We start from the raw sequence: 26,512 nt of genomic DNA on the forward strand, positions 1-26,512 counted from the left end.
TACAATATTTTCAACCCTTTTGTCTAATAATTCAACCCATCCTTCTAAAAAAGCGCTTTTTTTCTAATTTCCCGTTTGATTCTCCGTCTATCTTCTATATTATATTGTTCAAAACTCTTCTTCGATCTGTCTGGAACTTAAAACAAGTTTGGCACCATCCTGAATCAATTGATTGGTCCCCTGTGATTCAGGGCTCGTAACATTACCAGGAAGCGCAAATACCTCCCTGCCGTGTTCCAAAGCAGCTTGTGCCGTAATAAGGGAACCGCTTCTTTCTTTTGCCTCGACCACGAATACTCCCTGTGATAATCCACTGATGATTCGATTCCTAAGCGGAAACATCCAAGGTTCCGCCCTCATTTCCGGTGGCGTCTCAGATATAAGCAGGCCTTTATTGATGATTTCCTCAGCAAGGGTAACATTGGATTTCGGATATATTTGCAGAAGCCCCCCACCTAAAACCCCAATCGTATCTCCGCCTTCCTTTAATGCGATCTTATGTGATTCTGCATCGATTCCAGCCGCCACTCCGCTTATGATTACGAACTTTTTCTTTACAAGCGGTAATAGAATCGTTTTTAAAGCCTCCAGACCATACGAGGTTGGCTTACGTGTTCCAACAACACCTAGCGTATTCTTCCTTGTTAAAAGCTTCTTATCACCTCTTAAATAAAGAACCCACGGAGGATCGAATATTTGCTTCATCAAAAAAGGATATTCATCATCGAATATCGTCAAACAATGGATTTGGGTATCTTCGTATTTTTTAAGTTTATCGATGGTATTGAGTGAATGTAAATCTTTGTAAAAGAGGGAAAGCTTATTTGAAGGGATAGGGAGTATTTTTGCCCATTCAACGTAATTCGTCGTGAATAGGGAAGATAATGACGGGTCTTTGGACATGATTGTTTGGATTGTTTTCCATCCTGCTCCGCGGCAATGATGGAGATGGATTAATCTTTCTTTTGTATTCAATTGGAAACGCTCCTAATCGGATATTTTTAAAGGTAGGTTGATAGTGATGTATTGGTCTCTCCCGAGGAAATTGGAGGGAAATAAAGACCGACCCAAATAAAGGTCGGCCCAGCTTAAATCAATGTGTTTTACAAGGTTCGTAAATTTCTTTTTCTTTCAAGACGGATATCAACGTTTCACCCATTACGGACGGAGTTTCGGCAACTTTAATTCCACATTCGTTCATAACGCGGATTTTCTCGTCAGCAGTCCCTTTTCCTCCTGAGATAATGGCACCAGCATGTCCCATGCGTTTACCGGCAGGTGCTGTACGGCCACCAATGAAACCAACAACTGGCTTAGTCATATTTTCCTTCACCCAGATTGCTGCTTCTTCTTCTGCCGTTCCGCCGATTTCCCCGATCATGATCACCGCATGTGTTTCCGGATCGTCATTGAACGCTTTCAAAACATCAATGAAATCCGTTCCGTTTACGGGATCCCCACCGATACCGACAGCCGAAGATTGCCCAATTCCAGCTTGTGATAATTGGTGAACGGCCTCATACGTTAAAGTTCCAGAACGGGAAACTACACCTACATGGCCTTTTTTGTGGATATACCCTGGCATGATACCAATCTTACACTCTTCAGGAGTAATGACACCTGGGCAGTTCGGTCCGATCAAGCGAGTTTTTTTGCCTTCCATGTACCGCTTCACCTTGACCATATCCAGGACAGGAATATGTTCCGTGATACAAATGACAAGATCAAGTTCTGCGTCAACCGCTTCTAGAATTGCATCGGCAGCAAATGGAGCCGGTACATAGATAACAGATGCAGTCGCTCCGGTTTCAGTGACAGCTTCGGAAACTGTATTGAATACAGGTACCCCTTCCGCTTCTGTTCCACCTTTACCCGGAGTGACTCCTCCAACGATTTTCGTGCCGTATTCCAACATTTGTTTTGTATGAAATAATGCTGTTGCACCAGTGATTCCCTGAACGATCACTTTCGTATCTTTATTAATATAAACGCTCATTATGTTCCCCCCTGCCTATTATCCTACAAGTGATACTATTTTTTGTGCCCCATCTGCCATTGATTCAGCAGCCGTAATATTTAAACCTGACTCTTTTAGAATCTTTTTGCCAAGGTCCACATTCGTTCCTTCAAGACGAACAACAAGAGGGACATCCAGGCCAAGCTCTTTAGCAGCAGCCACTACGCCTGTCGCGATGATGTCACATTTCATGATTCCTCCGAAGATATTAACGAAGATGCCTTTAACATTTTGATCGGATAGGATGATTTTGAAAGCCTCTTTTACTTTTTCCTCAGTAGCACCGCCACCAACGTCAAGGAAGTTAGCCGGATCTCCCATATAATGTTTAATGATGTCCATCGTTGCCATAGCAAGTCCGGCACCATTAACCATGCATCCGATATTTCCGTCAAGCGATATGTAACTAAGGCCATGTTTTGATGCTTCAATCTCTTTCGCATCCTCTTCATCCAGATCACGGTACTCCGCGATGTCTTTATGGCGGTAAATCGCATTATCATCGAAATTCAATTTAGCATCAAGTGCCATTACATTGCCATCGCCCGTAACCACTAATGGGTTGATTTCTGCGATTGAGCAATCTTTTTCAACGAAAGCAGTATATAAGTTAACCATCAGTTTGGAAGCTTTGTTTATAAGTGAAGCCGGAATATTGATATTGAATGCAATCCTACGTGCCTGGAAGCCAGTCAGGCCGACAACCGGATCGATTACTTCTTTGAAAATTTTCTCTGGTGTCTTTTCAGCCACTTCCTCAATTTCCGTTCCGCCTTCTTCAGAAGCCATCAATACTACACTGTTCGTAGCACGGTCAAGGACCAGCCCGATATAATATTCCTTCGTAATGTCGCAGCCTTCTTCAATAAGTAAACGCTTAACTTCCTTGCCTGCAGGTCCTGTTTGATGGGTCACCAGCGTCTTACCAAGAATCTCTTCTGCATATGTACGTGCTTCATCAAGATTCTTCGCTACCTTGACTCCGCCGGCTTTCCCGCGGCCGCCCGCATGAATTTGAGCTTTGACGACAACAACTTCCGTACCTAACTCCTTCGCTGCTTCCACTGCTTCATCAACAGTAAAGGCAACCCGGCCATTTGGAACGGATACCCCGTATTGTCGCAATATCTCTTTCCCCTGATACTCATGGATATTCATTTCCCATCCTCCTTATCTACTAAAAAACAACTTTGAAATTTAATGCGTGTTTTCTCTACCATATTACAACAAAATTCTCCTTCGTGCATAATATTCTTTCACAAAATTTTAAAAATATTATTATAATATACTTCCATACCCTTGTGTACAATGGTAAAAACCGTCTTCGCCATTGTGTTTTTTTCTTATTTAAATCATTTATTTTGGTTCTAAAATTCTATTATAAAAAAAAGTAATTACAGTTATAAATCTATTAAAAACACTTCCATGAAAGCCTTTTCATCATATTAACCCAGAGATCTTTTTGTGAAAAATTACGGTTATCCTTGTCTTGATTCAAAGGAAAAGCAAAAGGACAAAGCCACAGCCTTGTCCTTTTGCAAATAGTTTAGTATTTTTTTAATATAATGAAAATTCGTCAGTGATTTCCCTAATATTCTACATAAACCAACAGAAATCCATTTGATAAAATCACATGGATAATTAGGCTCCTACCGATTCATGTCCTTGTCAACTTTATAAATGAATGCAAATACCTCTGCAACAGCTCCATACAATTCTTCCGGAATCGTTTGATTTATATCCAATTGACCTAAAAGTGCAGCAAGCGATTCGTCCCTTTGAACCGGTATATCCAGTTTCATGGCCTTTTCCAGAATATTTTCAGCCGTTTTACCTTTCCACTTCGCCAATAAGACGGGCGCTTTTGATGTCTTTTGATCATACTTTAAGGCAATGGCTTCTTTTCGTTTATCATTTATCATATTCGTATATCCACTCCACTATATGAACCGGCTTCTGAAAAGGGAATCAGTTTCACTCTTAGGTCCCTGTCTTTTTCATTCACTGGATTTACAAATGAAACCCCTGATAATCTGTAATCCATTTTTCCCAGATTCACTCTCAGGTTGTCAAGATATTGACCGGCTGCCTCTTCAAGGATCGCACCATGCCCATTGATGACCGTCACTTTTATGATTCGGTTTTGAACCTGCATGTCGATGACCGTCTCTTTAATACGTTCCAATTCTAAATAAAATAGGACTCGGCAGTAATCCGGATCTATTTTGCCATCTTTTGTTTTCCTTCCGCTCCATTGTATCGTTAGATCCGTTTGAGTAGATCCCAGATTGAGTGGAAGTGTAAGGAGTAAATTCTGAATCGGCCCGTTTTCCTGTGAAAGGATCTGTTGCGCAGTAATCCGATTTAGGATTTGTTCTGCCATCTCCTTGATAGATGCTGGAATTTGCTCATTCAGCAATTTAAGCAGCAACGGTTTAAGTGTCTCTAAATCCTTCGGGAAACCCGCCATATTATCTCCAGAAAGATTAATGAGTGCATGTTCCAGCTGAAGACCAAGGATTTTGGTCATTTCTTTCAGTTGGTGTGCAACAGAAGGTCCATTTGTGAAATCGAATGTTTGAAACTCAGTATCCAATACATGTGAAAGGACTAGCTTCTCATTAATTCTAGCGTATTGGGCCTCAGGAAGCTTATTAAGCGACTGAAACAGTAATTCACCCGCCTTACCCTTCGACTCAGCTACTCGCTCTGTGTTCTTATTCAAGTAGCCTATAAGGTCATTCACTTCTATATTTCCGCCTACTGCCTTTTTAGCTGCCGCTTCGAAAAAAGCACTCTGAAGTAAATGAAAGGCAAGAGGGGAAAGTTTTTCTGCAGAAATGTTTTTTCTCTGAATCGAGTGGACATCAATTGGCAGTTTTGTCTCCTCATGTTCATGACTATTCAATATGAGATTAATAGCAATTTCGATCTCTTCAACTTTTGCAAATGCTCCCCTTTTTGCCTCGGAAAGCAGCTGCAATCCTTGGTGCAATTTATCAATCGATGAATTCTTAGGAATACCGGACCTAGCCTCAGCTCCATCTATTAGAATTTCCAGAAAGACAGATTCCGTAATTTCCTTTGGAACGAAACCCGTCTTTTGAAGCAGGGAAAATGCACCGGATTTCATTTCTGGCGTTGAATCGGAATTCAGCCAAGTGGTCACTAGTTTTTGCAAACCGATTTGTTGAAGCTGGTTCTGTTTAGCAACACGTAAAGAGTCCAATACCTCCATAAGTTTGACTGCCGTCCTCGTTCCTGGCCCACCATCCTGCAGCTGCTGCTTGAAGCCACTGAGGAGTTTGTGGAAAGGCTCACCTTTGGACTGTGTAAATAATGCATCAAATACATCTTTTACAAAAGGCAGTTGCTGAATGAACATTGTTTTTATTACAGGTAGACCTACTTCTGCAGCATCAGCAGTTTTTAACCATTGCAAAGCGGACTGAAAAGTTTCCTTGGTTATCGGCAGGCTATTTGTCAGGAGATATTCGGCAAGCTTCGTTGCGGCCGGTTCGGGCGTTATGCCGAGATGAGCGATCAATTGTGCAGCTGTTCCCTTTAAGCCGGAAATGTTCAAATCGGGGGAATCTAAAGCTTTTAACACGACCTTCCCCTCAATTGGGTGTTGCACTTGAAACCAATACTTTTCTCCTGTCCGAAGCGGGATATCGAGAGTGGCAATCATTTTTTGATGGCCAATCTGTATCTCGGCCGTTTGGTTAGGAAAAACCTTATTCACCTTCCCGAAAAGGATTTGCCCGTTTTTCAAACTCGCAGTTCCTTTTATTTCAATAGGTGAAGATACGGGTTGACCGCTTGTTATGGATTGCACCACTCATCCCCCTTAGTCCTTCATTCGTGCAGCGATTTCCTTAACTGGTGCAAAACTTCTTCTATGCCAAGGTGTAAGCCCGTGCGTGTCGAGCGCTTCTAAATGTTGGCTTGTCCCGTAACCCATGTGCTTTTCAAAACCATATTCCGGATATTTTTCACCATATTCCTTCATCATCCTATCACGGGTCACTTTCGCAATTATGGAGGCCGCAGAGATGCTAATGCTTCTTGCGTCTCCCTTTATGAGTGAAAGCTGCGGAATCGGCACATCCAGTTCCATGGCATCGATCAACAAATGATCAGGAAGTTCTGACAGATCAGTCAATGCGGCCACCATTGCCTTTTTCGTAGCTTGATAAATATTGATTTCATCAATTACCTCGCTATGTACAACACCTACACCTATGGATAGTGCTTCCTTAAAAATTATTTCATAAAACAGTTCCCTTTTTGACTCTGGAATCTTTTTAGAATCATTAAGCCCTGGTAAATAAAAAGATTCAGGCAAGATGACTGCACTCGTCACAACTGGTCCTGCCAGCGGTCCTCTTCCCACTTCATCGATACCAGCCAGAATGGAAAACCCCTGTTTTCGCAATTGCCTTTCAAATTCCGTCATTTCCGTGAAAGCTTCCCTTACCTGTTGTTCTTTTTCATAAGCTCTTTGCCATTTGCTTACTAAGTCGTTTACTCCCTTTCGTCCGTCCTCCCGGCATTCTTGTAAAAATAAATCTCCGGGCTCTCTTATTGTCTTTAACTTTAAGGAGATTTCCTTAATGCTCATTGCAGTTATCATCTTTTATCACCCATCATATTAATTATCGGCAGTCTTGCTGCCATTCTACAGTTCAAACAAAAATACGGAGCGGAAAAGAGACATCAAAAAGAAAAAGCCTTTTCGACATCCAACTCCAGCTCCGTATTACAACAATCAGATCAATGTTAATCTTATTCGGGGGTATCATCCTCTTCATAATCCAAAGGGGCCTCGAACGTAAGCGGGCCCATCTTTTCTGAACGGATTTCACGTACGACCAACTCTGCGGTTTTGTCATAATCGATGAAGCCCCCAGATGCTAAACAGCCCCTGAACTTTCCGACCGCATCGAACAATTCGAGCGTTTCCTGCGGAATTACATCCAGGTTATAACGGGATTTCAATCTATCCGGATATTCTTTTTCCAAAAAGCGAAGGCCGTATAATGAGACTTCGTGCAAATTTAAAATCGTATCCTTGATCGCACCTGTCAATGCAAGCTTCAAACCTACTTCTTGATCCTCGAATTTCGGCCAGAGAATCCCCGGTGTGTCAAGCAATTCCAATTCCTTACCAACTTTTATCCATTGCTGCGCTTTCGTGACGCCAGGTGTATTACCTGTTTTGGCAATGTTCTTTTTGGCAAGTCGATTGATTAATGTCGATTTCCCCACATTCGGAATACCTACTATCATGGCACGGATCGCTCTCGGCTTTATTCCTCTTGATTCCATACGTTCATACTTCTCTTTTAAAAGTTTTTTGGAAGCAGCTGTAATCTGGTTTAAACCGTTTCCTGCCTGTGAATTAATGGCAATCGCCGTTTTCCCCTGCGATTTATAATGTTCAAGCCACATATTCGTTTTTACCGGATCGGCCATATCAGCTTTATTCAAAAGTATAACCCTCGGTTTATGCTGAATGATTTCATCGATCATCGGATTTCGTGAAGATGCCGGAATCCGGGCATCCACAAGTTCAAAGATGATGTCGATCAGTTTTAATTTCTCTGTTACTTCCCGTCTTGCTTTGGCCATATGGCCAGGGAACCACTGTATTGTCAATGGAATCCACCTTCCTACTATTCCGCCAATCGAAAGTCTTCAATCGGCCAATAAACTAATTTAGTTTTTCCTAACACTTTATCGTAAGGAACGACACCTACACCAATATGGCGGCTATCCTTACTAAAACGGCGATTATCCCCTAGGACAAATAGGTGGTCTTCAGGCACCGTTCCTTGTTCTATGACATCACTTAATGTAAAAGGTTCCGTCAAAGCACCGCCATCAATCAATTGTTCTTTATATTCATCCAAGTATGGCTCATCATAAGCTTTTCCATTCACGTAAAGAGTATCATCTCTATATTCCACTTTTTCCCCTGGCAATCCGATGACCCGCTTTATGTAATCTTTGCCTTCTGGAGCTTCGAAAACGATAATGTCGAATCTTTTCGGTTCACCAATCGAATAGGATATTTTATTAACGATCATGCGGTCCGTATCCTTTAATGTCGGCATCATGGAATTACCGTCCACAACAATAGGAGCCAGGAGGAAATAACGGATCAGTGTCGCCGCTATAACCGCGATTATGACCGCCTTTGTCCATTCCCACAATTCATTTTTCTTTTTCGCCATCCTTACCACCCTTTTTGAAACATATCAACAATTATTTTAACATGTTGCGGACGCTATAGCGAGCAGGATTCTATATAGTTTTTACCGTATGTGTATTCATCGTTTCTTAAAGTGCAAAAAGGGAGCCTGATAAACAAGCTCCCTTTTTTTGCATGATACTGTTTGGTTATTCACCTTATGTGGATCATGGTAAACCCGCTTGAAGATATTCGAGGAATTAACGACGAATTTCTTTAATACGTGCTTTTTTACCACGAAGTTCGCGTAGGTAATAAAGTTTCGCACGACGTACTTTACCGTGACGGATAACTTCTAGTTTCGCAATTTTTGGTGTGTGAACAGGGAAAGCACGTTCTACTCCAACGCCGTAAGAGATCTTACGTACTGTGAAAGTTTCACTAACTCCGCCGCCACGACGTTTGATTACAACGCCTTCAAACAACTGGATACGTTCGCGAGTTCCTTCAATAACCTTTACGTGTACACGTACTGTGTCACCAGGTCTGAATGATGGAAGATCTGAGCGAAGTTGTTCTTTTGTGATTTCGTTAATAAGATTTTGCATCGATTTCAACTCCTCCTGGACGCTCTTGCAAATACTTATTGTTTGCAGCGGAACATCGTTATAAGACTGAGCATTTTGCCCAAGTCACAAGGTATATCCTATCATACTATAGACGTCGATGCAATAGACATCAGTCTTCTTTTTTAATCTCGGACAATAATTTTTTTTCAACTTCCGATAGTTCATAACTATCGAGCAAATCCGGACGTCGAATCCAAGTTCTGCGCAGAGATTCCTTCATCCGCCATTCATCGATTTTTTTATGATTCCCGGATATTAGCGGATCGGGAACTTTCATCCCACGGAAATCTGCAGGTCTAGTATAATGGGGATGCTCTAACAAACCAGAAGAATAGGAATCAAGAATCGGGGAGTCAACATTTCCCAGAACGCCAGGCAGCAAGCGCACAACGCTGTCAATAATGACCATTGCGCCCAATTCCCCGCCTGTAAGCACAAAGTCACCAATCGATATTTCATCAGTTACGACATGCTCCCGGATGCGCTCATCATACCCTTCATAATGCCCGCAAATGAAAATGAGATGTTCCTCTTCAGCAAACTCTTCGGCTTTTTTCTGCGTGTAACGCTCTCCCTGGGGACAAAGCAGGACTACCCTTGGGGTTAGCTCACCTTGCCCTTTAAGAGCCTCCACAGCATCAAAGATCGGTTGTGCCTTCAATACCATTCCGGCACCGCCGCCATACGGATAATCGTCTACCGTCGAATGCTTATTATCTGCATAATCTCGAAAATTGGTCACCTTATAGCTGACAGCCTGCTTTTCCGCAGCCTTTTTTAAGATTGACGAACCCAATACCCCTTCGAACATTTCTGGAAAAAGCGAAAGCACATCGATTTTCATCAGTCTAAAAGTCCTTCCATCGGTGTAATGATGACCTTTTTAGCAGAAATATCCACTTCTTTTACAATTTGTTCAATATACGGGATCAGGATGTCCTTACTGCCAGCTTTCTTAATGACCCAAACATCATTGGCACCAGGCGTAAGAACCTCAATGATTTCCCCAACTTCCATGCCTTCATCAGTAAATACCGAACATCCGATGATTTCATGAAAGTAGAACTCACCTTCGTCCAATTTACCAAGCTGTGCTTCCTTGACTTTCAGGACCCCGTTTCTAAAAGCCTCGACCTGTCCGACGTTATAATAGTTCTCGAACGTCAATAGGTTAAAGTTTTTATGGGTGCGATGCGACCTGATGATAAGCGGCAAAGGTTTTTTCTCCGTGTCCCTAAACAAATACAGAGTATTTCCCACTTTGTATCGTTTTTCTGGGAAGTCTGTTGAAGAAATAACACGGACTTCTCCTAAAAGACCATGTGTGTTGACAATTTTACCTACATTAAACCATTTTTCCATTCTTTCACCTCTAACGAATTTCCGAGACGATTCCATCTTTAATGACAATGGTCTTCGTTGCCATAATTTCGTCCCAATCTGCCCCAATTTCCACATCAATGATACTTTGAACTTCCCGTTCCTTCAATTCACTACCTGCCGGAAGGATCTCCAACTGCTCCATTTGAAATTCAAGCAGTTTAATTTTTTCTTGCCTCTGGTTTATTTCTTTTTCGAAATGAGCACGGAGACTAGCAGGTTGGAGAGTTCTTGTTTTTTCAAGTTTTTTCAGTTCAAAGCGAAGCTGTTCACTCTCTTTTTGAAGCTGAAGGCGTTTTGACTTGTATTTCTCGAGGAGCTGATTCTTGCTGGATTCCGTTAATACTTGGTTAACGATTACATTTTGGAGAATTTTCATTCCAGCACCTCCTATTATCTATGATTTCTTATTTCCTTCAAAAAATATGTATGATGGGGTAATCTTTTTGAAATGGGGGTCATTCTCTTAAGTATAACGTAAATCGGTAAAAGATGCGTCTTAAAAAGGCGTAAAGTTTAAAGTCCGGGTCCATTCAATTAGGATCTAAGTCGGAATTTCACTTTCTTGAAGTACAAAAAAAGGAGGGCTATTAACCCTCCTTATTCGGAAATCTCCAAATAGATTTTCTTCTGCTGTGAAGATCCTGCTGCATATACCACAGTCCGAATCGCCTTAGCAACACGCCCTTGTTTACCGATTACCTTGCCCATGTCCTCTTTATGAACGGAGAGGATATAAACAATCCGGTCGGATTCTTCCTTGGAGGTCACGATGACTTCTTCCGGATAATCCACAAGTGCTGAAACAATTGTTTCAATCAGTGCTTTCATCAACTACCGTCGATTACTTGCTGTTTTTTGCAACATGGAATTTTTCCATGATGCCTTGTGTAGAGAATAAGTTACGAACTGTATCAGATGGTTTAGCTCCATCTTGTAACCATTTAAGAGCAAGCTCTTCGTTGATTTCAACTTTAGCTGGTTGAGTCACCGGGTTATAAGTTCCTACCACTTCAATGTAACGTCCGTCACGTGGTGAACGAGAATCTGCAACTACAATACGATAGAAAGGAGATTTTTTAGCTCCCATACGTTTTAAGCGAATTTTTACTGCCATTTTAAATAAGCACCTCCGAATAGTTTCACACAAGATAGTATAATATCAAATGTCTTGCATGTTTGTAAAGGTTTTTTTCTTAACAGGTGAAAAAAGTGTTGAAATACATGGCTTCGACCCGTATTTCTCCTCAGTTTTGACCTAAAATAAACCTTACATGAACGGGAATTTGAATCCCTTTTTCTTTCCTTTTTGCATGTTCGTAACCTGTTTCATCATCTTTTTCATTTCTTCGAATTGCTTCAGTAAACGGTTCACTTCTTGAATCGATCTGCCGCTTCCTTTGGCAATCCGTTTCTTGCGGGATGCATTCATGGTTTCTGGATGTTCCTTTTCATGCGTTGTCATTGAACGGATGATAGCTTCAACATGACCGATCTGTTTCTCATCGATCTGAAGGTTGTCCATCCCTTTCATTTTATTCGCACCGGGAATCATTTTCAGAATATCATCAAGCGGTCCCATATTCCGCACCTGACCAAGCTGCTCAAGGAAATCATCAAAGGTAAAAGTGGCTGTACGCATCTTTTTCTCTAATTCTTTCGCTTTTTCTTCATCTACATTGGCCTGTGCTTTTTCGATAAGGGTCAATACATCACCCATGCCGAGGATCCTTGACGCCATCCGTTCTGGATGGAACGCTTCAAGTGCATCCAATTTTTCACCCATACCGACGAATTTAATCGGCGTGTTGGTGACTGAACGAATTGAAAGTGCCGCACCACCACGTGTATCCCCATCAAGTTTCGTTAATACGACTCCTGTCAGGCCTAGCTGTTCATTGAAGCTTTGGGCTACATTGACAGCATCCTGACCTGTCATCGCATCGACAACCAGAAAGATTTCATCAGGTTTTGTCAACTCTTTGATATCCTTCAGTTCGCCCATCAAGTTTTCATCAACATGAAGGCGGCCTGCGGTATCAATCAACACATAATCATGATGTTCTTCCTTAGCTTTTTCAATTGCCTGTTTGGCAATTTCAACAGGACTGACCTGGTCCCCAAGGGAGAAAACAGGCATGCTTAATTGTTTGCCAAGTGTTTCAAGCTGCTTAATCGCCGCCGGACGGTAAATATCAGCCGCAACGAGCAATGGCTTGCGGTTGTATTTTTTTCTAAGAAGATTGGCAAGCTTTCCGGTGGTCGTCGTTTTACCAGCACCCTGAAGCCCTACCATCATAATGACAGTCGGTGGTTTCGAGGCAACGGCAATCTTGCTCTGTTCGCCGCCCATCAGCTCCGTCAATTCTTCCTTAACTACTTTAATTACCTGTTGACCGGGGGTTAAGCTTTTCAGCACTTCCTGACCTACCGAACGTTCACTGACACGTTTTACAAAATCCTTCACGACTTTAAAGTTAACATCCGCTTCAAGCAGGGCCAATCGAACTTCACGCATCATTTCTTTTACGTCCGCTTCGTTGACCTTCCCTTTTCCACGGATCTTTTGCATCGTGCTCTGCAGTCGGTCGGCCAATCCTTCAAATGCCATATTGCCGCCTCCTAATCCAACTTCTCAAGCGTTGTGATTGCGTCTAGCAGCTTCTCTTTTGAAAAGGAATCCTTTTCTATGAGTCCCTTCATATTCGCAATCCACTGGTTACGCTCTTGAAATTTTTGAAATAACAATAGCTTTGCTTCGTATTCCTCAAGCATCGCTTCTGTTCTTTTTATATTATCATAGACTGCCTGCCTACTGACTTCGTATTCATCGGCAATCTCGCCAAGAGAGTAATCATCCAGATAGTAGAGGGACATGTAGCTCTGCTGCTTCTCTGTTAACAACGATTGGTAAAAGTCATACAAATAATTAATCCGCGTTGTCTTTTCAAGCATCTTAGCAAGCCTCCCTGCTGTTAAGTGAAAACCCTTTACAAGTTTATATTGTAAAGCCTTGTTTATTTGATGTCAAGTTAAACCCCTTACCACTTGTTTGCTAAGCATTATTTTTTTCTTTTTTTCGCTTTTTTTAGACCTTTTTGTAATTGTTCCTCCAAATAGCCACTGTGAATCCTGTATTAAGCATGGGGCTCATTAAAGCAAGGACAAAAAAACCGGAAGAGAATAATCTCTTCCGGCTTACAATTTTTCTTAAACCTCTTCTTTATCGATGATATCAGCAAAAAGGCCATAAACATATTTCTCAGCATCGAATTCCTGTAGATCGTCCATTTTTTCACCTAGCCCGACAAATTTAACGGGAATGGCCAATTCATTGCGAATTGCCAAAACAATTCCACCTTTTGCGGTGCCATCAAGCTTTGTTAAAACAATACCGGAAACATTGGTCGCTTCCTTGAATGTCTTGGCCTGAATAAGGGCATTTTGTCCAGTTGTAGCATCAAGGGCAAGCAACACCTCGTGTGGTGCACCTGGTACTTCACGTTCAATTACACGTTTAACCTTTTCCAATTCCTTCATTAAATTCACTTTATTCTGTAAGCGACCGGCAGTGTCACAGATCAGGATATCAGCTTTTCGTGCCTTGGCGGCCTGAATGGCATCGAACATGACCGCTGCAGGGTCAGAGCCTTCACCCTGTTTGATTACACTGACACCTACACGCTCCCCCCAAACCTCAAGCTGCTCAATCGCACCGGCACGGAAGGTATCCCCGGCAGCCAATACGACAGATTTACCTTCCGTTTTGAATTTATGGGCAAGTTTACCAATAGTCGTCGTTTTACCTACCCCATTAACCCCTACAAACAAAATGACCGTCAAACCTTCTTCTTGTATATTCAAGCTTGAAGTCTCTTCATCATCCCCTTGGTAGATTTCAACAAGCTTTTCGGAAATAACGGACTGCACTTCCCTCGTATCAGAGATATTGCGAAGCTTGACTTCCATTTTTAATTGATCAATTAGTTCCATCACAGTGTCAAAGCCTACATCAGCCTGTATCAGGATTTCTTCAAGTTCTTCAAAAAAGTCCTCATCCACTTTCCGGTAACGGGCAACAAGTTCATTAACCCTTCCAGTAAAGGAATTTCTCGTCTTTGTCAAACCTTGCTTAAATTTTTCCCCTATGGATACTTCAGCTTCAACTGATTTTTCTTTTTCTTCCTGGGTCGTAAATTTCTCTTTTAGCTTTTTGAAAAAACTCATTGTCCCACTTCCTCTAATTCATGAATTTTAAACTTCAATAAAGTTTTCTGATTCTTCCATCCGGACTGAAACAAGTTTTGAGACGCCTGACTCCTGCATCGTAATGCCATATAGGACATCCGCCTCTTCCATCGTGCCTTTGCGGTGAGTAATCACGATGAACTGCGTTTCCCTGCTGAACTTCCTTAAAAATTGACTGAACCGGACGACATTCGCCTCATCAAGTGCTGCCTCGACTTCATCAAGGATACAGAAAGGCACCGGACGCACTTTTAGAATGGAGAATAAAAGGGCTATGGCTGTCAATGCTCGTTCTCCCCCGGATAAGAGGCTCAAATTTTGCAGTTTTTTACCAGGAGGCTGTGCAATAATATCTACCCCTGTATTTAGTAAATCATCCGGATTTGTCAGTTTCAGCTCCGCTCTGCCTCCGCCAAATAAAGCTTTGAAGACTTGTTCGAATTCTTCACGGATAGAATAGAAGGTATCCGCAAAGCGCCGCTTCATTTCATCATCCATTTCATCGATGACTTGGAATAATGTATCTTTCGCCTGTTGAAGGTCTTCCTTTTGACTAAGAAGGAATTCATAGCGTTCAGCTACACGTGCGTATTCATCAATTGCACCTAGATTCACCGTCCCCAGTTCCTCAATTGCAAGCTTGATGAGCTTCACCCTTTTTTGAGCCTCTTCTGCAGGCATCATCAATGGATACTGTTCTTTAGCACCTTCAAAGGAAAGGGTATATTCTTCTCTCAAGTGGTCGAGGCGATTTTCCAGTTCGACATCCAGACGAGTTAATTTCACTTCTTCATCCTTTATCACTTCGACAATGCCTCTATAAAGTCGATTTTCTTCTTTCAAGGACAGTTCAAGCGTTTCAACTTCCGTTAGAAGCTCGTTTTTTTCCTGTTTTTTTATGGTGATTCCTTCAATTGCTCCATTTTTATCGAGCAATTTCTGTTGAGCCATATCTTCCAAGGACTCTTCCCCGCTTGAACTGTCTGTCATTTCATTGGTCAGAAGCCCTAAATCATCTTTGTTTTCGGCAAGCCTGCTTGTTTCCTTTGAAAGATCCGATTCAATGCGTTCCATCTTCTCTTTTTGGTTTTGTAGCTGCCCACGCTTAGAGGCCAGCATTACCCTCAGTTCATTCGTTTCTTCAGCAAGGCTCTCTTTTGAGGATTGTTGAGATTGCTTTTGTTCGGTCATTTCGGAAATCAACCGGTCCAGCCCTTCAATTTCCGTTTTACATGATTCCAAAAGTTCTTCCAGCTCTTCAAGTCTTGCCGTTTTTTGCTGTTGTTCTTCTAAATATGAATTTTTATCCAAATCATAAAGATGCAGCCGCTCATTCACATTTCTTTCCTGCAGCTCAACTTCACGGAGTTCTCCCTTAAGGGTTTGTTCTTGTAATCGAAGTCTCTCTCCTGTTTTTCTGGTTTGTTCAAGCGTTTGCTCTTGAACACCCACATCCACTTTGAGCTGTTTGACTTGCTTTTCCAACTGATTCGTTTTAGCTTCCATGGCAGTAAGTTTTTGATGGAGCTCTTCCAATTCCGTTTTCCTTGAAAGCAGGGAGGTCGTTTTTTGCTTTAAGGCTCCACCAGTCATTGAACCACCTGGATTGACGATATCTCCTTCAAGTGTTACGAAGCGGAAACGGTGCTGCATCATTTTCGCCAGGTCATTTGCACCTTTTAAATCTGTGGTGATCATCACGGTTCCTAATAGGTTTTCAGCAATCGCTGCATGCCTATCATCATATTGGATCAATGAGGAACCCGTCCCCACAAAAGCTGAATGACTCTTCAGCATCGATAATTGGTTAGCTGATATCTCTCTTGCCTTTATGACTGATAAAGGCAAGAACGTCGCACGCCCATACCTATTTTTCTTCAAGAAGGAAATGGCTTCCCGTGCATGCTCTTCGCGTTCCACGACAACATGCTGCATCGCTCCGCCCAGAGCCGTTTCGATGGCCGTTTCATATTCCTTTGGTACCTTTATCAATTCCGCAACTGCCCCTTCAATGCCTCGAAGGGTTTCTTTCGCTTTCAAAACCTCTTTTACACCCTGAAAAAAGCCTGCATAATCATCTTCCATTTCTTCAAGCAGTTCCTTACGTGATTTTGCCTGTTGAAGGAATTGATAGGCCTTATAAAGGGTGGTTTCTTGTTTTTGATACGTATCTTTTGCCGCATTCAATTTATTCTGCTGATTTCGGAAATAAGTGACATGCTCTTCAAGCTGCTTTGTCATATTGTCCATCAGCTGTGAATATTCCATTTTTTTAGCAGTGATATCCATTCTTTCGGTTAAGAACTTTTCATTTTCCATATCAAGTTTAGCATTTTTATGTTCCTGCTGTGTTAGCTGCTGGAGCAGGTATTGTTTTTCGTTTTTAGCCGATGCCTGCTTGTTCAACCACTCAATATAGTCACTCTTTTTCGCTTCGATCATCGCTTCGATATCACTATTGAATAAGCCTAGGCTTTTTTGTTTTTCATGTAATGTTTCTTGAATCCCTTTCACTTCCAAGTTCAGTGCATTCAGGATTTCCGTTTCTCTTTCCTTTTGCAAAGACAAACGCTCGACAGCAGCCTCACCTTCCACTATCGCTTTTTCTAGCTGTGACTTGTTTTGGGCAGCATTTTTTTTCCGTTCTTTTAAAACTTCTTTACGGCCTTCAAGCTTTTCAAGTTCTTCGCTGGCGTTCAGGAGAATTTCCTGAAGTCCATTGATCGATGTTTCAAGCGTCGCAAGACTACCCCTTAGGTTTTTGAGATGCGCTTCCCTGTCATGAAGCTGTCCTGCCATTTGCTGTTCCATTTCATTATGTTTTTCAAGTTCACGCGACAGTTTTTCCCATTTACCATAAAGTTCTTCTATTTCAAAAACGGTTAAAGCCACTTCTATTTGCTCAAGCTCTTCTTTCTTCGCCAAAAATTCCTTGGCGAGGGAAGACTGAATTTTTAACGGCTCCACCTGCCCCTCCAATTCATGGAGGATATCATGGACACGGTTTAAGTTATCCTGTGTTTCCGTCAGCTTCGATTCCGCTTTTCGTTTTCTTGTTTTATACTTCAGGACACCGGCTGCTTCTTCAAAGATCACTCGTCTCTCTTCAGCCTTACTGCTTAGGATTTCTTCCACTTTCCCTTGGCTGATGATTGAAAATGCTTCTCGCCCAAGACCAGAATCCATGAAAAGGTCTATGATGTCTTTCAGACGGCAACCTTGATTATTAATGAAAAATTCACTTTCTCCCGATCGATATACACGTCTTGTCACACTGACTTCATGAAAGTCAATCGGCAGGGAATTGGTCTCGTTATCAAGGGTCAATGATACTTCCGCAAAATTCAACGCTTTCCTCGTGTCACTTCCCGAAAAGATGATATCTTCCATTTTTGCTCCACGCAGTGATTTCGCAGACTGCTCTCCAAGTACCCATCGGACTGCATCGGTCACATTACTTTTACCGCTTCCGTTTGGTCCAACCACTGCCGTGACACCAGGTACAAAATCAATCGAAATTTTCTCTGCGAAAGATTTAAATCCTACAACGTCCAAACGTTTGAGGAACATGACCTTTCCCCCTCTACTGTTCAACTATCTTGTTGATTTTTTTTCTTTTAAAACGATCAATGCATGCTCAGCAGCATGCTGCTCCGCTTCTTTTTTGGACTTTCCTATTCCAGAGCCCAGCTCTTCCCCATTCAGGGAGACGGTCGAAACAAACTCCCGATTATGAGCTGGTCCTTTTTCCTGCAAGATCTTATATTGCAGGACACCGATGGCATCCCGCTGGATCAGCTCCTGAAGCTGGCTCTTATAATCCATCACATGAGAAAAAGCACCCTCGTCTATCTTCGGAAACACGACATTCGTCAAAAACTGCACAACTGGCTCTAATCCTTGATCAAGGTACAAAGCACCAATGTAGGCTTCGAATACATCCGCAAGCATGGCAGGTCGTTCTCTTCCACCTGTCATTTCTTCCCCTTTTCCGAGTAATACATATTCCCCGTAAGAAAGGCTATTGGCAAAAGCAACAAGTGAAGGCTCACACACAATGGCTGCCCTTAGTTTGGTAAGTTCACCTTCGCTCATCATCGGATATTTTTGATATAAGTATTTAGAGATGGTCAGTTCAAGTACAGCGTCCCCCAAGAATTCAAGCCTTTCATTATCTTCATAAGGCTTACGGCGATGCTCATTCACATAAGATGAATGTGTAAAAGCTTGTTTCAATAAATTTTCATCTTTAAAATGAAAACCAAGATTTTCTTGCAACTGTTTAAATTTATTATCCTTCATTGATGGTTTACGATTATTTCCGTTCCTACGCATCACACAAAACCCTCCACAACGGTTCAAAAAGCATATTTTTCCTATATATAAAAAGAAACCTGGCAGGAATTCCTGTCAAGCTTTCCTATGTACCATCATACATTATTATCCGCTTAAAGAAAACTAATGGCAAAAGGCCACTGCCATGCAGGCGGAGCTTACCCATACATGCTCATTCCCTTATCTGCCGCTGCATCAAACTTCTTTAAGCAATAAGAGAAAGCCCCGTTAAAAAACGGAGCTTTTAGTCAAATGACATTCATTACATAGTGCTTTGTATGTAATTCACAGCATCACCTACTGTGGCGATTTTTTCAGCGTCATCGTCCGAAATTTCCATATCAAACTCGTCTTCGAATTCCATGACTAGTTCAACTACATCCAGGGAATCGGCACCAAGATCTTCTTTGAAAGAAGCTTCAAGTTTTACCTCTGATTCTTCTACGTTCAAACGATCTACAACGATTTTAGTTACTCTTTCTAATACATCTGCCAATGTGTTCACCTCCCCTCAAGACATTATAAATTAATTTCGAAAAAAATCAAAGAAAACTTACATGACCATGCCGCCATCTACATGAAGAGTTTGCCCAGTCATATATTTGCTGGCCTCAGAAGCGAGGAAAGACGCCACTGCAGCAATATCTTTAGGGTCACCGAACCGTGCAAGCGGAATTTGGTCCAGCATGGCTTTTTGGACGTCTTCAGGCAATTCACCAGTCATATCCGTTGAGATGAAACCTGGGGCAATCGCATTGACCGTAATCCCTCGTGAAGCAAGTTCCTTTGCCGTGGTTTTAGTCAGGCCGATCACACCAGCTTTAGCCGCTACATAATTAGCCTGCCCTGCATTTCCGCTGACGCCGACGATCGATGCCATATTGATGATCCTGCCGCTACGCTGCTTCATCATTTGCCTTGTAACCGCTTTGGTGCATAGGAACACGCCTTTAAGATTCGTATTGATCACAGAATCCCATTCATCTTCTTTCATACGCATCAATAGGTTATCACGTGTGATACCTGCATTATTAACCAGGATATCCACTCTGCCAAACTGTTCGACGACCTCTTTAATCATGCTTGTCACCGATTCACTATTTGCAACATCGCATTGGATGGCGAATGCTTTACGGCCCAATGCCTTGATTTCATCAACCACTTCATTAGCTTTAGCTTCACTGCCAGAATAGTTGATGGCAACGTCTGCTCCCTGACGGGCAAGTTCTAATGCGACTTCCCTGCCAATACCTCGTGAAGCTCCCGTTACAAGTGCTTTTTTACCTTCGAGGATCATGCTTGTACCCCCTTCAAAGTTTCAATTGTTTTAATTAGAGTATCTATATCGGATACCGAGTGAATTTGAACGGAACGATCAATTTTCTTTATCAATCCGCCCAATACTTTCCCCGGACCCACCTCGATGAACGTATCCACGCCTAATTCAAGTAGATTTTTCACACTGTCCTCCCAAAGGACCGGTGAATACAGCTGTTCGATTAATTTTTCTTTTATTTCAGCAGGTGCTGTAATGGGCTTAGCCGTTACGTTTGAAATGACAGGAATTTCTGCCTGTTTGAAGCTTACTTCATCGAGGACACCCTGTAACTTTTCTGCTGCCGGCTTCATCAATTCCGAATGGAACGGTCCACTCACTTCAAGAGGAAGAGCCCGTTTAGCCCCATTTTCCTTGGCTTTTGCACTAGCAAGTTTAACCCCTTCCGAGGTGCCTGAAATGACGATTTGCCCTGGACAATTAATATTGGCCAATTGAACGGATTCCCCTGTGGCAGTAATTTCAGAAGTGACATCAGATAGAGCTTCCCGGTCCATTCCCAATATCGCAGCCATTGAGCCTTGTCCATTCGGTACCGCAGCTTCCATGAATTCACCACGCTTACGCACTGTATATACGGCATCTTCAAAAGAAATTGCACCAGATGCCACTAATGCCGTATATTCACCTAAACTGTGCCCGGCTGTATAATCGGGTTTGATCCCCGCTTCTTCCAACTCCTTGACAAAAGCATAACTCGTGGTCAATAAAGCAGGCTGTGCATTATAAGTCACCGTTAATTCTTTTTGTGTGCCATTAAAGATCAATTCGGAAAGTGGAAAATCAAGTTTTTCATCAGCTGTTCGAAAAATTTGCTGAGCACGCTCGTTTTCCTGAAATAAGCCATGCCCCATTCCTATTGATTGTGATCCTTGTCCTGGAAAGACAAAAGCAATTTTACCCATCTGTTACTCCCCTGCCTCTATGATTTATTATTGTTTTTCTATCGTCTCCGCAATTGTTGATATGACGTCATTTCCAACCATATCGCGAGTCTGGCGTATAGCATTATAGACCGCATTCGCATCTGATGAACCATGAGCCTTAATGACAGGGGCCTTCAAACCGAATAGGCCAGCACCGCCATACTCCGAGTAATCCATTTTATTTTTTATGCCTTTTAATTCAGGCTTTACCATTGCTGCAGCCAACTTACTCTTAAGATTGCTCATCAAGGCCGTTTTCACCATTTTGAATACGCTCATAGCAGTACCTTCAAGCGTCTTTAACACCATATTTCCCGTGAAGCCGTCCGTTACGACAACATCTGCCGGCCCGCTTAGGAGGTCCCTTGCCTCTACGTTACCTATAAAGGATATCTCCGATGATTGCTGCAGTAATGTAAAGGCATGCTTAGTCAGTTCATTCCCTTTTTTTTCTTCTGTTCCGATATTAAGCAATCCGACACGGGGCTTTTCGATTCCCCGCACTTTTTGGGCATAAACAGACCCCATTATAGCGAATTGAAGGAGATGCTCCGGTTTCGCATCGGAGTTCGCGCCTACATCCAGTAATACAAAACCTTTACCATCGATTGTCGGAAGGGTGGGAGCCAATGCCGGACGTTCAATGCCTTCTATCCTTCCGACCACAAACAGGCCTGCAGCCATTAGCGCCCCGGTATTGCCTGAAGAAATGCATGCATCGGCTTCTCCATCAGCCACTTGCTGTGCAGCCAATACCATCGAGGCGCTTTTCTTGCGGCGAACCGCACGAACAGGTTCATCGGTACTTAATATTTTTTCATCAGTATGTATAACCCTTATTCGGCCATGTTTCGCTAAGTATTGGTTAATCTCAGATTCATTGCCTATCAAGGTGATTTCCACATCGGAAAAAGTCTCGACAGCTTTCATCGCACCCAAAACCTGTGCCTTGGGAGCATTATCGCCACCCATTGCATCTATCGTTATCTTCATTTTATTTCATCCTTTACTAGCAAGTTAAGAGCGATACATTTCGAACTCGCCTTTAAAAACCAGTTCATTACCCACGTAGCTTCTAACCTCCACCACGGAACGATCATTGGTGTGGTCCACGTTTTTGACCCTCGCTTTAGCTACCACTCTTTCATTTTCCTTTACAGAACGAGTAAATAAAATGGATGCTTTCGCAGTTAATGCCAATTCATCATTTATGACTGCTACAGCCAATGAATTTGCTTGGGCAAAAAGGTGATGTCCCCTTGCAATTCCATTCCGCTTAAAGACATGCTCTTTATTTATATCCAAAATCGAAATTGCATTGTCATCTAAATTAAGATCAATTACTTCCCCGATGATTTCATCCAAAGGCAATGCCCTGATTTCGTCACTGAATTTTTTCTCGGCCACGCTTTTAATACGTTCACGCAGTTCCGGTATCGATAATTCAAGACGGTCAAGCCTAATGGTCTGGACGCTCACCGAATATTTTTCAGCCAGCTCCTCATCCGTTACAAAAGGATTCTGTTTAATCGTTTCGATTAATAATTGCTGGCGTTCCTTCTTATTTCTTCGCATTTTGAAGGTCACCATCCGTAGTATTATGACTAGGTACTAATAGTAGTATATATATTTTAAAAACAGATTGCAAGATATTGCGTAAAATCTCACAATCTGCTATAGGTTTTTTTCAGTTCAGTCCAGTTTTTCTCCCGTAAATACGCCCGTTCCCTCTAAATAGTTCCGCAGCGGTGCATACTCCGGGGAATGCCAAAAGCTTTGGGAGGCAATCAATTTTGCAGCATCCGTCCTTGCCACTTCCAGGGTCCTGTAATCATGGACCATGTCGGCTACCTTGAACTCGGGAAGGCCGCTTTGTTTTTTACCGAAGAAGTCCCCGGGGCCACGAAGTTCCAAATCTTTTTCAGAAAGGGCAAAACCATCGTTTGTCTCGGTCATGATTTTCATCCGTTCTTTGCCGACTTCCGTTTTCGGATCAGCCAGCAGGATGCAAAAGGACTGATCACTCCCCCGTCCTACCCTTCCGCGTAACTGATGCAACTGTGAAAGCCCAAAGCGCTCCGCATCATAAATGACCATTACCGTTGCATTTGGAACATTCACCCCAACCTCGACAACCGTCGTGGAAACAAGGATTTGTGCTTCATTGGCACTAAACTGCTGCATCACTTCGTCTTTTTCATCCGCGGGAAGCCGTCCATGCATAAGTCCCACTTTGTACCTGTTCGCAAAGTATTGTGTCAGCATTGCATGAACATCAAGAACATTCTGTAAAGAATCGAGTTTCTCCGACTCCTCAATCAATGGACAGATGACGTAAGCCTGTCTCCCTTTTTTTAGTTCCTTTTCGACAAAGGTTAAGATCCGATCAAGCATTTGGTGTTTCGCCCAATAGGTTTCTATCGCTTTACGCCCGGCAGGCATTTCATCGATCGTTGAGACGTCCATTTCCCCAAACACTGTAATAGCGAGCGTTCGCGGAATCGGTGTAGCCGTCATGAAAAGTACATCTGGATTTGTACCTTTTTCACGAAGGATTCGGCGCTGCTCCACTCCGAAACGATGTTGTTCATCCGTTATGACAAGACCTAGGTTCCGAAAATTCACTTCATCCTGTATCAACGCATGAGTTCCTATCAAAAGATCTAGCTCCCCGGATTCGAGCATTTGCAATAGTTCCTTGCGCTTTTTGCCTTTTACCGAACTTGTCAACAATGCGACCTTTACTCCACTCGGTTCCAACATCGCCTTCAAGGATTGTGTATGCTGCTCAGCCAAGATTTCCGTCGGGACCATAAGTGCACCTTGGAAACCTGCTGTAATCGTTGCCTTCAGGCATATGGCGGCAACCACCGTTTTTCCAGACCCGACATCCCCTTGAAGTAGACGATTCATCCTGTAGGGAGATTTCATGTCAGTCATTATTTCCTCGACGACCCTATTCTGAGCGTTCGTCAAAGGAAAAGGGAGAGTTCCAACAAAAGCTTCCAGCTGCTCCATGTCAAACTCCTGGCCAATTCCTTTTGACTGCTCCCGCTGCACTTTACGAAGTGCCTGCATTTTAAGTTGAAACAATAAGAATTCTTCATACACAAAACGGCGTCGAGCCTTTTTTACGTCATTGGCCGATTGAGGGAAATGCATGGTACGAAGAGCATCGTTACGCGGCATCAGTTTGTATACCGCCAGTAATTGCGGGGGCAGATTTTCTTCTATCATTGTCCCATATTCAGAAAATGCCTTGGAGATAAAGCGGCGGAGCCCTTTGACTGTAATGCTGCCCTTCACTGAGTACACCGGTTCGAATTCTTTCTCCCGGCTACGATCACCAACGTGGCATTCCGAGCCTGTAATGGTTTGGCGATGACGATCCCACTTTCCTGTTATTGTTACGGTTTCGCCTATCGCAAGCTTGGGCTTCAGATATGGCTGGTTAAAAAAAATGACATTTATTAAATATCTTCCAGTCAACACTTTAAACGTAAGCCTGGATTTTTTCTTACCGAAGTACCCTAACGTCGGCACCGTATGAACCTTGCCTTCTACTGTAACCCGCTCATCATGCTCGACCGTTTCTAAATCCCTCAATCGGTAATCTTCATAGCGATATGGGAGGTGCTCAAGGAGATCCGCGACGGTATGGATCTCCATTTCGCCCAATGCTGCTGCCGTTTCAGCCCCAATGCCTTTTACTGCTGTTATGGGTTCCTGTAAAGTCGAGTTCACTTCTTATTCAGCGGTAAGCCAAAGATTTTCGCTTCCAACTCCCGCCCAGTCGGTGTAGCCGCTAAACCTCCTTGTGCAGTTTCCCTAAGAGCCGATGGCATCGTTTGCCCGATTTTGTACATCGCATCAATCACTTCATCACACGGTATGCGGCTTGTGATCCCCGCTAACGCCATATCTGCGGCAACCATAGCGTTGGCTGCACCCATGGCATTACGCTTCACACAAGGTACTTCCACAAGCCCAGCAACTGGGTCACACACAAGACCAAGCATGTTCTTTAATGTGATTGCCATCGCTTCTGCACTTTGTGCCGGTGTCCCTCCTGCCATTTCAACGATGGCTGCCGCTGCCATACCCGAAGCAGAACCGACCTCCGCCTGACAGCCCCCTGCGGCTCCAGAGATCGAAGCATTATTCGCTACTACAAAACCAAACGCCCCTGCTGTAAATAGGAACTCAATTTTCTGTTCCCGATTCGGTTTTAATTTATTTTGCAAAGCAAAAAGGGTTCCAGGCACAACACCAGCAGATCCGGCAGTTGGTGTCGCACAAATCGTTCCCATGGCTGCGTTCACTTCGTTTGTTGCCACGGCTTTGCTTACCGCATCCAAAAGCAGTTCACCGGATAAGGAATTTCCTGATTTAATGTAATTCTGAAGAAGGACTGCATCCCCTCCCGTCAGCCCGGAAACGGACCGTACACCTTGAAGTCCTTTTTCAACTGCCTGTTCCATTACATCCAGGTTGACTCCCATCTGGCGGATGATTTCTTCACGGCTTTTTCCCGTTACTTCCATTTCCTGCTCTATCATCAGCGTTGAAATTTTTTTCTGCTTTGATTCAGCTAATTCTACTAATTCCGCTACATTTCGAAACATGATTTCTTCTCCTTCCTAAGTGGAAACGATTGCCCTATCAATCCACAATCCTTGCTACTTGAGTGATGTTCGGGAGTGCTGTAATTTCAGCGATGACGTGATCCTCCAAGTTATGGTCCACTTCAATCGTCATCAAGGCCATCTTCCCTTTCTCTTTTCGGGAGACTTCCATCTGGCCAATATTGATTTGATGCTTGGCAAATATGTTAGAAACATTGGCAATGGCTCCAAATCGATCATCATGAACGACGAGTATGGCAGGGTTGTGCCCGGAGAGCCTCAATTTAAACCCGTTCAGTTCGACGATTTCGATCTTTCCCCCGCCAATCGATATTCCGACAAGTTCCAGTTCACCATCATCATCACCAACTGTTATTTTTGCTGTATTGGGATGTTCCGGTACGGCTTCTTCTTCTCGAAAAGTAATTTTCATTTTCTTTTTGCGGGCTATTTCCAGCGATTCTTTAATTCTCTCATCAAATGTATCAAAATCAAGTAAGCCTCCTACAATGGCTACATCCGTTCCATGGCCTTTATAGGTTTTGGCAAACGATCCGTAAAAAGAAATATGGGCCCATTTTGGTTCCCGGTCGAATAGATTCCTGGCAACCCTACCGATCCTTGCAGCTCCTGCTGTATGGGAACTAGAGGGGCCGATCATAACAGGACCAATTATATCGAATACACTTCTAAATTTCATGATTTGCTCCTCCTTCTATACACTGGGAGTTAGTTTAATAATAAAGCCTGATATATTGTAATTACAATTACGCTGTCCGTAATCCTTCTTTTTCATAAAAATAAAACTGCATAGCCTAAT

27 protein-coding genes are annotated in these 26,512 nt (G+C 42.8%); all 27 read right to left on the minus strand.

From position 1 onward, the window contains the following. Positions 1–108: 108 nt before the first annotated feature. Positions 109–975, minus strand: a complete 867-nt coding sequence (gene dprA, locus BS1321_RS04335) for a DNA-processing protein DprA (protein ID WP_063231877.1) — start codon at positions 973–975, stop codon at positions 109–111. Positions 976–1,093: 118 nt separating this feature from the next. Further along, positions 1,094–1,996 (minus strand): succinate--CoA ligase subunit alpha, encoded by a 903-nt coding sequence (gene sucD, locus BS1321_RS04340; RefSeq protein WP_063231878.1) that lies wholly within the window; start codon positions 1,994–1,996, stop codon positions 1,094–1,096. Between the two features lie 18 nt (positions 1,997–2,014). Further along, positions 2,015–3,175: an ADP-forming succinate--CoA ligase subunit beta gene (gene sucC, locus BS1321_RS04345; protein WP_061462395.1), complete on the minus strand. Its 1,161-nt coding sequence runs from the start codon at positions 3,173–3,175 to the stop codon at positions 2,015–2,017. Between the two features lie 491 nt (positions 3,176–3,666). Next, positions 3,667–3,939, minus strand: coding sequence for an EscU/YscU/HrcU family type III secretion system export apparatus switch protein (locus BS1321_RS04350; protein WP_063231879.1), 273 nt, complete (start codon positions 3,937–3,939; stop codon positions 3,667–3,669). Continuing rightward, the gene (locus BS1321_RS04355; protein ID WP_063231880.1) at positions 3,936–5,855 is read right to left on the minus strand and encodes a hypothetical protein; all 1,920 of its coding nucleotides are present in this window, start codon (positions 5,853–5,855) and stop codon (positions 3,936–3,938) included. The genes BS1321_RS04350 and BS1321_RS04355 overlap by 4 nt, the downstream gene beginning before the upstream one ends. A gap of 12 nt (positions 5,856–5,867) precedes the next feature. Next, positions 5,868–6,650 (minus strand): ribonuclease HII, encoded by a 783-nt coding sequence (locus tag BS1321_RS04360; protein ID WP_230160187.1) that lies wholly within the window; start codon positions 6,648–6,650, stop codon positions 5,868–5,870. 155 nt (positions 6,651–6,805) lie between these two features. Continuing rightward, a complete protein-coding gene (ylqF, locus tag BS1321_RS04365) occupies positions 6,806–7,678 on the minus strand; it encodes a ribosome biogenesis GTPase YlqF (RefSeq protein ID WP_063231881.1) in 873 nt (290 codons plus the stop codon). 17 nt (positions 7,679–7,695) lie between these two features. Beyond that, positions 7,696–8,256 (minus strand): signal peptidase I, encoded by a 561-nt coding sequence (gene lepB, locus BS1321_RS04370; RefSeq protein ID WP_063231882.1) that lies wholly within the window; start codon positions 8,254–8,256, stop codon positions 7,696–7,698. A 217-nt stretch (positions 8,257–8,473) separates the two neighbouring features. Next, positions 8,474–8,821, minus strand: a complete 348-nt coding sequence (gene rplS, locus BS1321_RS04375; RefSeq protein WP_034313702.1) for a 50S ribosomal protein L19 — start codon at positions 8,819–8,821, stop codon at positions 8,474–8,476. A 130-nt stretch (positions 8,822–8,951) separates the two neighbouring features. Continuing rightward, on the minus strand, positions 8,952–9,686 hold the full coding sequence (gene trmD / locus BS1321_RS04380) for a tRNA (guanosine(37)-N1)-methyltransferase TrmD (protein WP_063231883.1): 735 nt from the start codon (positions 9,684–9,686) through the stop codon (positions 8,952–8,954). Beyond that, positions 9,686–10,204 carry a ribosome maturation factor RimM gene (gene rimM, locus BS1321_RS04385; protein ID WP_063231884.1) on the minus strand — a complete coding sequence of 173 codons (519 nt, stop codon included), beginning with the start codon at positions 10,202–10,204 and terminating at the stop codon, positions 9,686–9,688. Before rimM ends, trmD begins: the two co-directional genes overlap by 1 nt. A gap of 10 nt (positions 10,205–10,214) precedes the next feature. Then, positions 10,215–10,601, minus strand: coding sequence for a YlqD family protein (locus tag BS1321_RS04390; protein WP_034313711.1), 387 nt, complete (start codon positions 10,599–10,601; stop codon positions 10,215–10,217). A 221-nt stretch (positions 10,602–10,822) separates the two neighbouring features. Further along, entirely contained in the window at positions 10,823–11,053 is a 231-nt protein-coding gene (locus BS1321_RS04395; RefSeq protein WP_048684915.1) for a KH domain-containing protein, read from the minus strand. A gap of 13 nt (positions 11,054–11,066) precedes the next feature. Continuing rightward, complete coding sequence (rpsP, locus tag BS1321_RS04400) at positions 11,067–11,339, minus strand: 30S ribosomal protein S16 (protein WP_034313715.1); 273 nt, start codon at positions 11,337–11,339, stop codon at positions 11,067–11,069. Positions 11,340–11,492: 153 nt separating this feature from the next. Then, positions 11,493–12,833 carry a signal recognition particle protein gene (gene ffh, locus BS1321_RS04405; RefSeq protein ID WP_063231885.1) on the minus strand — a complete coding sequence of 447 codons (1,341 nt, stop codon included), beginning with the start codon at positions 12,831–12,833 and terminating at the stop codon, positions 11,493–11,495. An 11-nt stretch (positions 12,834–12,844) separates the two neighbouring features. Further along, positions 12,845–13,177 (minus strand): putative DNA-binding protein, encoded by a 333-nt coding sequence (locus tag BS1321_RS04410; protein WP_061462382.1) that lies wholly within the window; start codon positions 13,175–13,177, stop codon positions 12,845–12,847. A gap of 255 nt (positions 13,178–13,432) precedes the next feature. After that, positions 13,433–14,449: a signal recognition particle-docking protein FtsY gene (gene ftsY / locus BS1321_RS04415; protein WP_063231886.1), complete on the minus strand. Its 1,017-nt coding sequence runs from the start codon at positions 14,447–14,449 to the stop codon at positions 13,433–13,435. Between the two features lie 27 nt (positions 14,450–14,476). Continuing rightward, positions 14,477–18,040 carry a chromosome segregation protein SMC gene (gene smc, locus BS1321_RS04420; RefSeq protein ID WP_063231887.1) on the minus strand — a complete coding sequence of 1,188 codons (3,564 nt, stop codon included), beginning with the start codon at positions 18,038–18,040 and terminating at the stop codon, positions 14,477–14,479. 24 nt (positions 18,041–18,064) lie between these two features. Further along, positions 18,065–18,805, minus strand: a complete 741-nt coding sequence (gene rnc, locus BS1321_RS04425; protein ID WP_063231888.1) for a ribonuclease III — start codon at positions 18,803–18,805, stop codon at positions 18,065–18,067. 262 nt (positions 18,806–19,067) lie between these two features. Next, positions 19,068–19,301, minus strand: a complete 234-nt coding sequence (locus BS1321_RS04430) for an acyl carrier protein (protein ID WP_034313729.1) — start codon at positions 19,299–19,301, stop codon at positions 19,068–19,070. A gap of 57 nt (positions 19,302–19,358) precedes the next feature. Beyond that, positions 19,359–20,102 carry a 3-oxoacyl-[acyl-carrier-protein] reductase gene (fabG, locus tag BS1321_RS04435; protein WP_063231889.1) on the minus strand — a complete coding sequence of 248 codons (744 nt, stop codon included), beginning with the start codon at positions 20,100–20,102 and terminating at the stop codon, positions 19,359–19,361. Then, on the minus strand, positions 20,099–21,046 hold the full coding sequence (fabD, locus tag BS1321_RS04440) for an ACP S-malonyltransferase (RefSeq protein ID WP_063231890.1): 948 nt from the start codon (positions 21,044–21,046) through the stop codon (positions 20,099–20,101). Before fabD ends, fabG begins: the two co-directional genes overlap by 4 nt. Positions 21,047–21,073: 27 nt before the next feature. Further along, positions 21,074–22,060, minus strand: a complete 987-nt coding sequence (gene plsX, locus BS1321_RS04445; protein WP_063231891.1) for a phosphate acyltransferase PlsX — start codon at positions 22,058–22,060, stop codon at positions 21,074–21,076. A gap of 24 nt (positions 22,061–22,084) precedes the next feature. Next, a complete protein-coding gene (fapR, locus tag BS1321_RS04450) occupies positions 22,085–22,642 on the minus strand; it encodes a transcription factor FapR (protein ID WP_034313744.1) in 558 nt (185 codons plus the stop codon). 117 nt (positions 22,643–22,759) lie between these two features. Further along, the gene (gene recG, locus BS1321_RS04455) at positions 22,760–24,811 is read right to left on the minus strand and encodes an ATP-dependent DNA helicase RecG (RefSeq protein WP_063231892.1); all 2,052 of its coding nucleotides are present in this window, start codon (positions 24,809–24,811) and stop codon (positions 22,760–22,762) included. Beyond that, positions 24,808–25,692, minus strand: coding sequence for an L-serine ammonia-lyase, iron-sulfur-dependent, subunit alpha (gene sdaAA / locus BS1321_RS04460; RefSeq protein ID WP_048684931.1), 885 nt, complete (start codon positions 25,690–25,692; stop codon positions 24,808–24,810). The genes recG and sdaAA overlap by 4 nt, the downstream gene beginning before the upstream one ends. A gap of 37 nt (positions 25,693–25,729) precedes the next feature. Then, positions 25,730–26,392: an L-serine ammonia-lyase, iron-sulfur-dependent subunit beta gene (sdaAB, locus tag BS1321_RS04465; protein ID WP_063231893.1), complete on the minus strand. Its 663-nt coding sequence runs from the start codon at positions 26,390–26,392 to the stop codon at positions 25,730–25,732. Between the last annotated feature and the right edge of the window lie 120 nt (positions 26,393–26,512).

It is taken from the genome of Peribacillus simplex NBRC 15720 = DSM 1321 (assembly GCF_002243645.1).
Classification (GTDB): Bacteria; Bacillota; Bacilli; order Bacillales; family DSM-1321; genus Peribacillus; species Peribacillus simplex.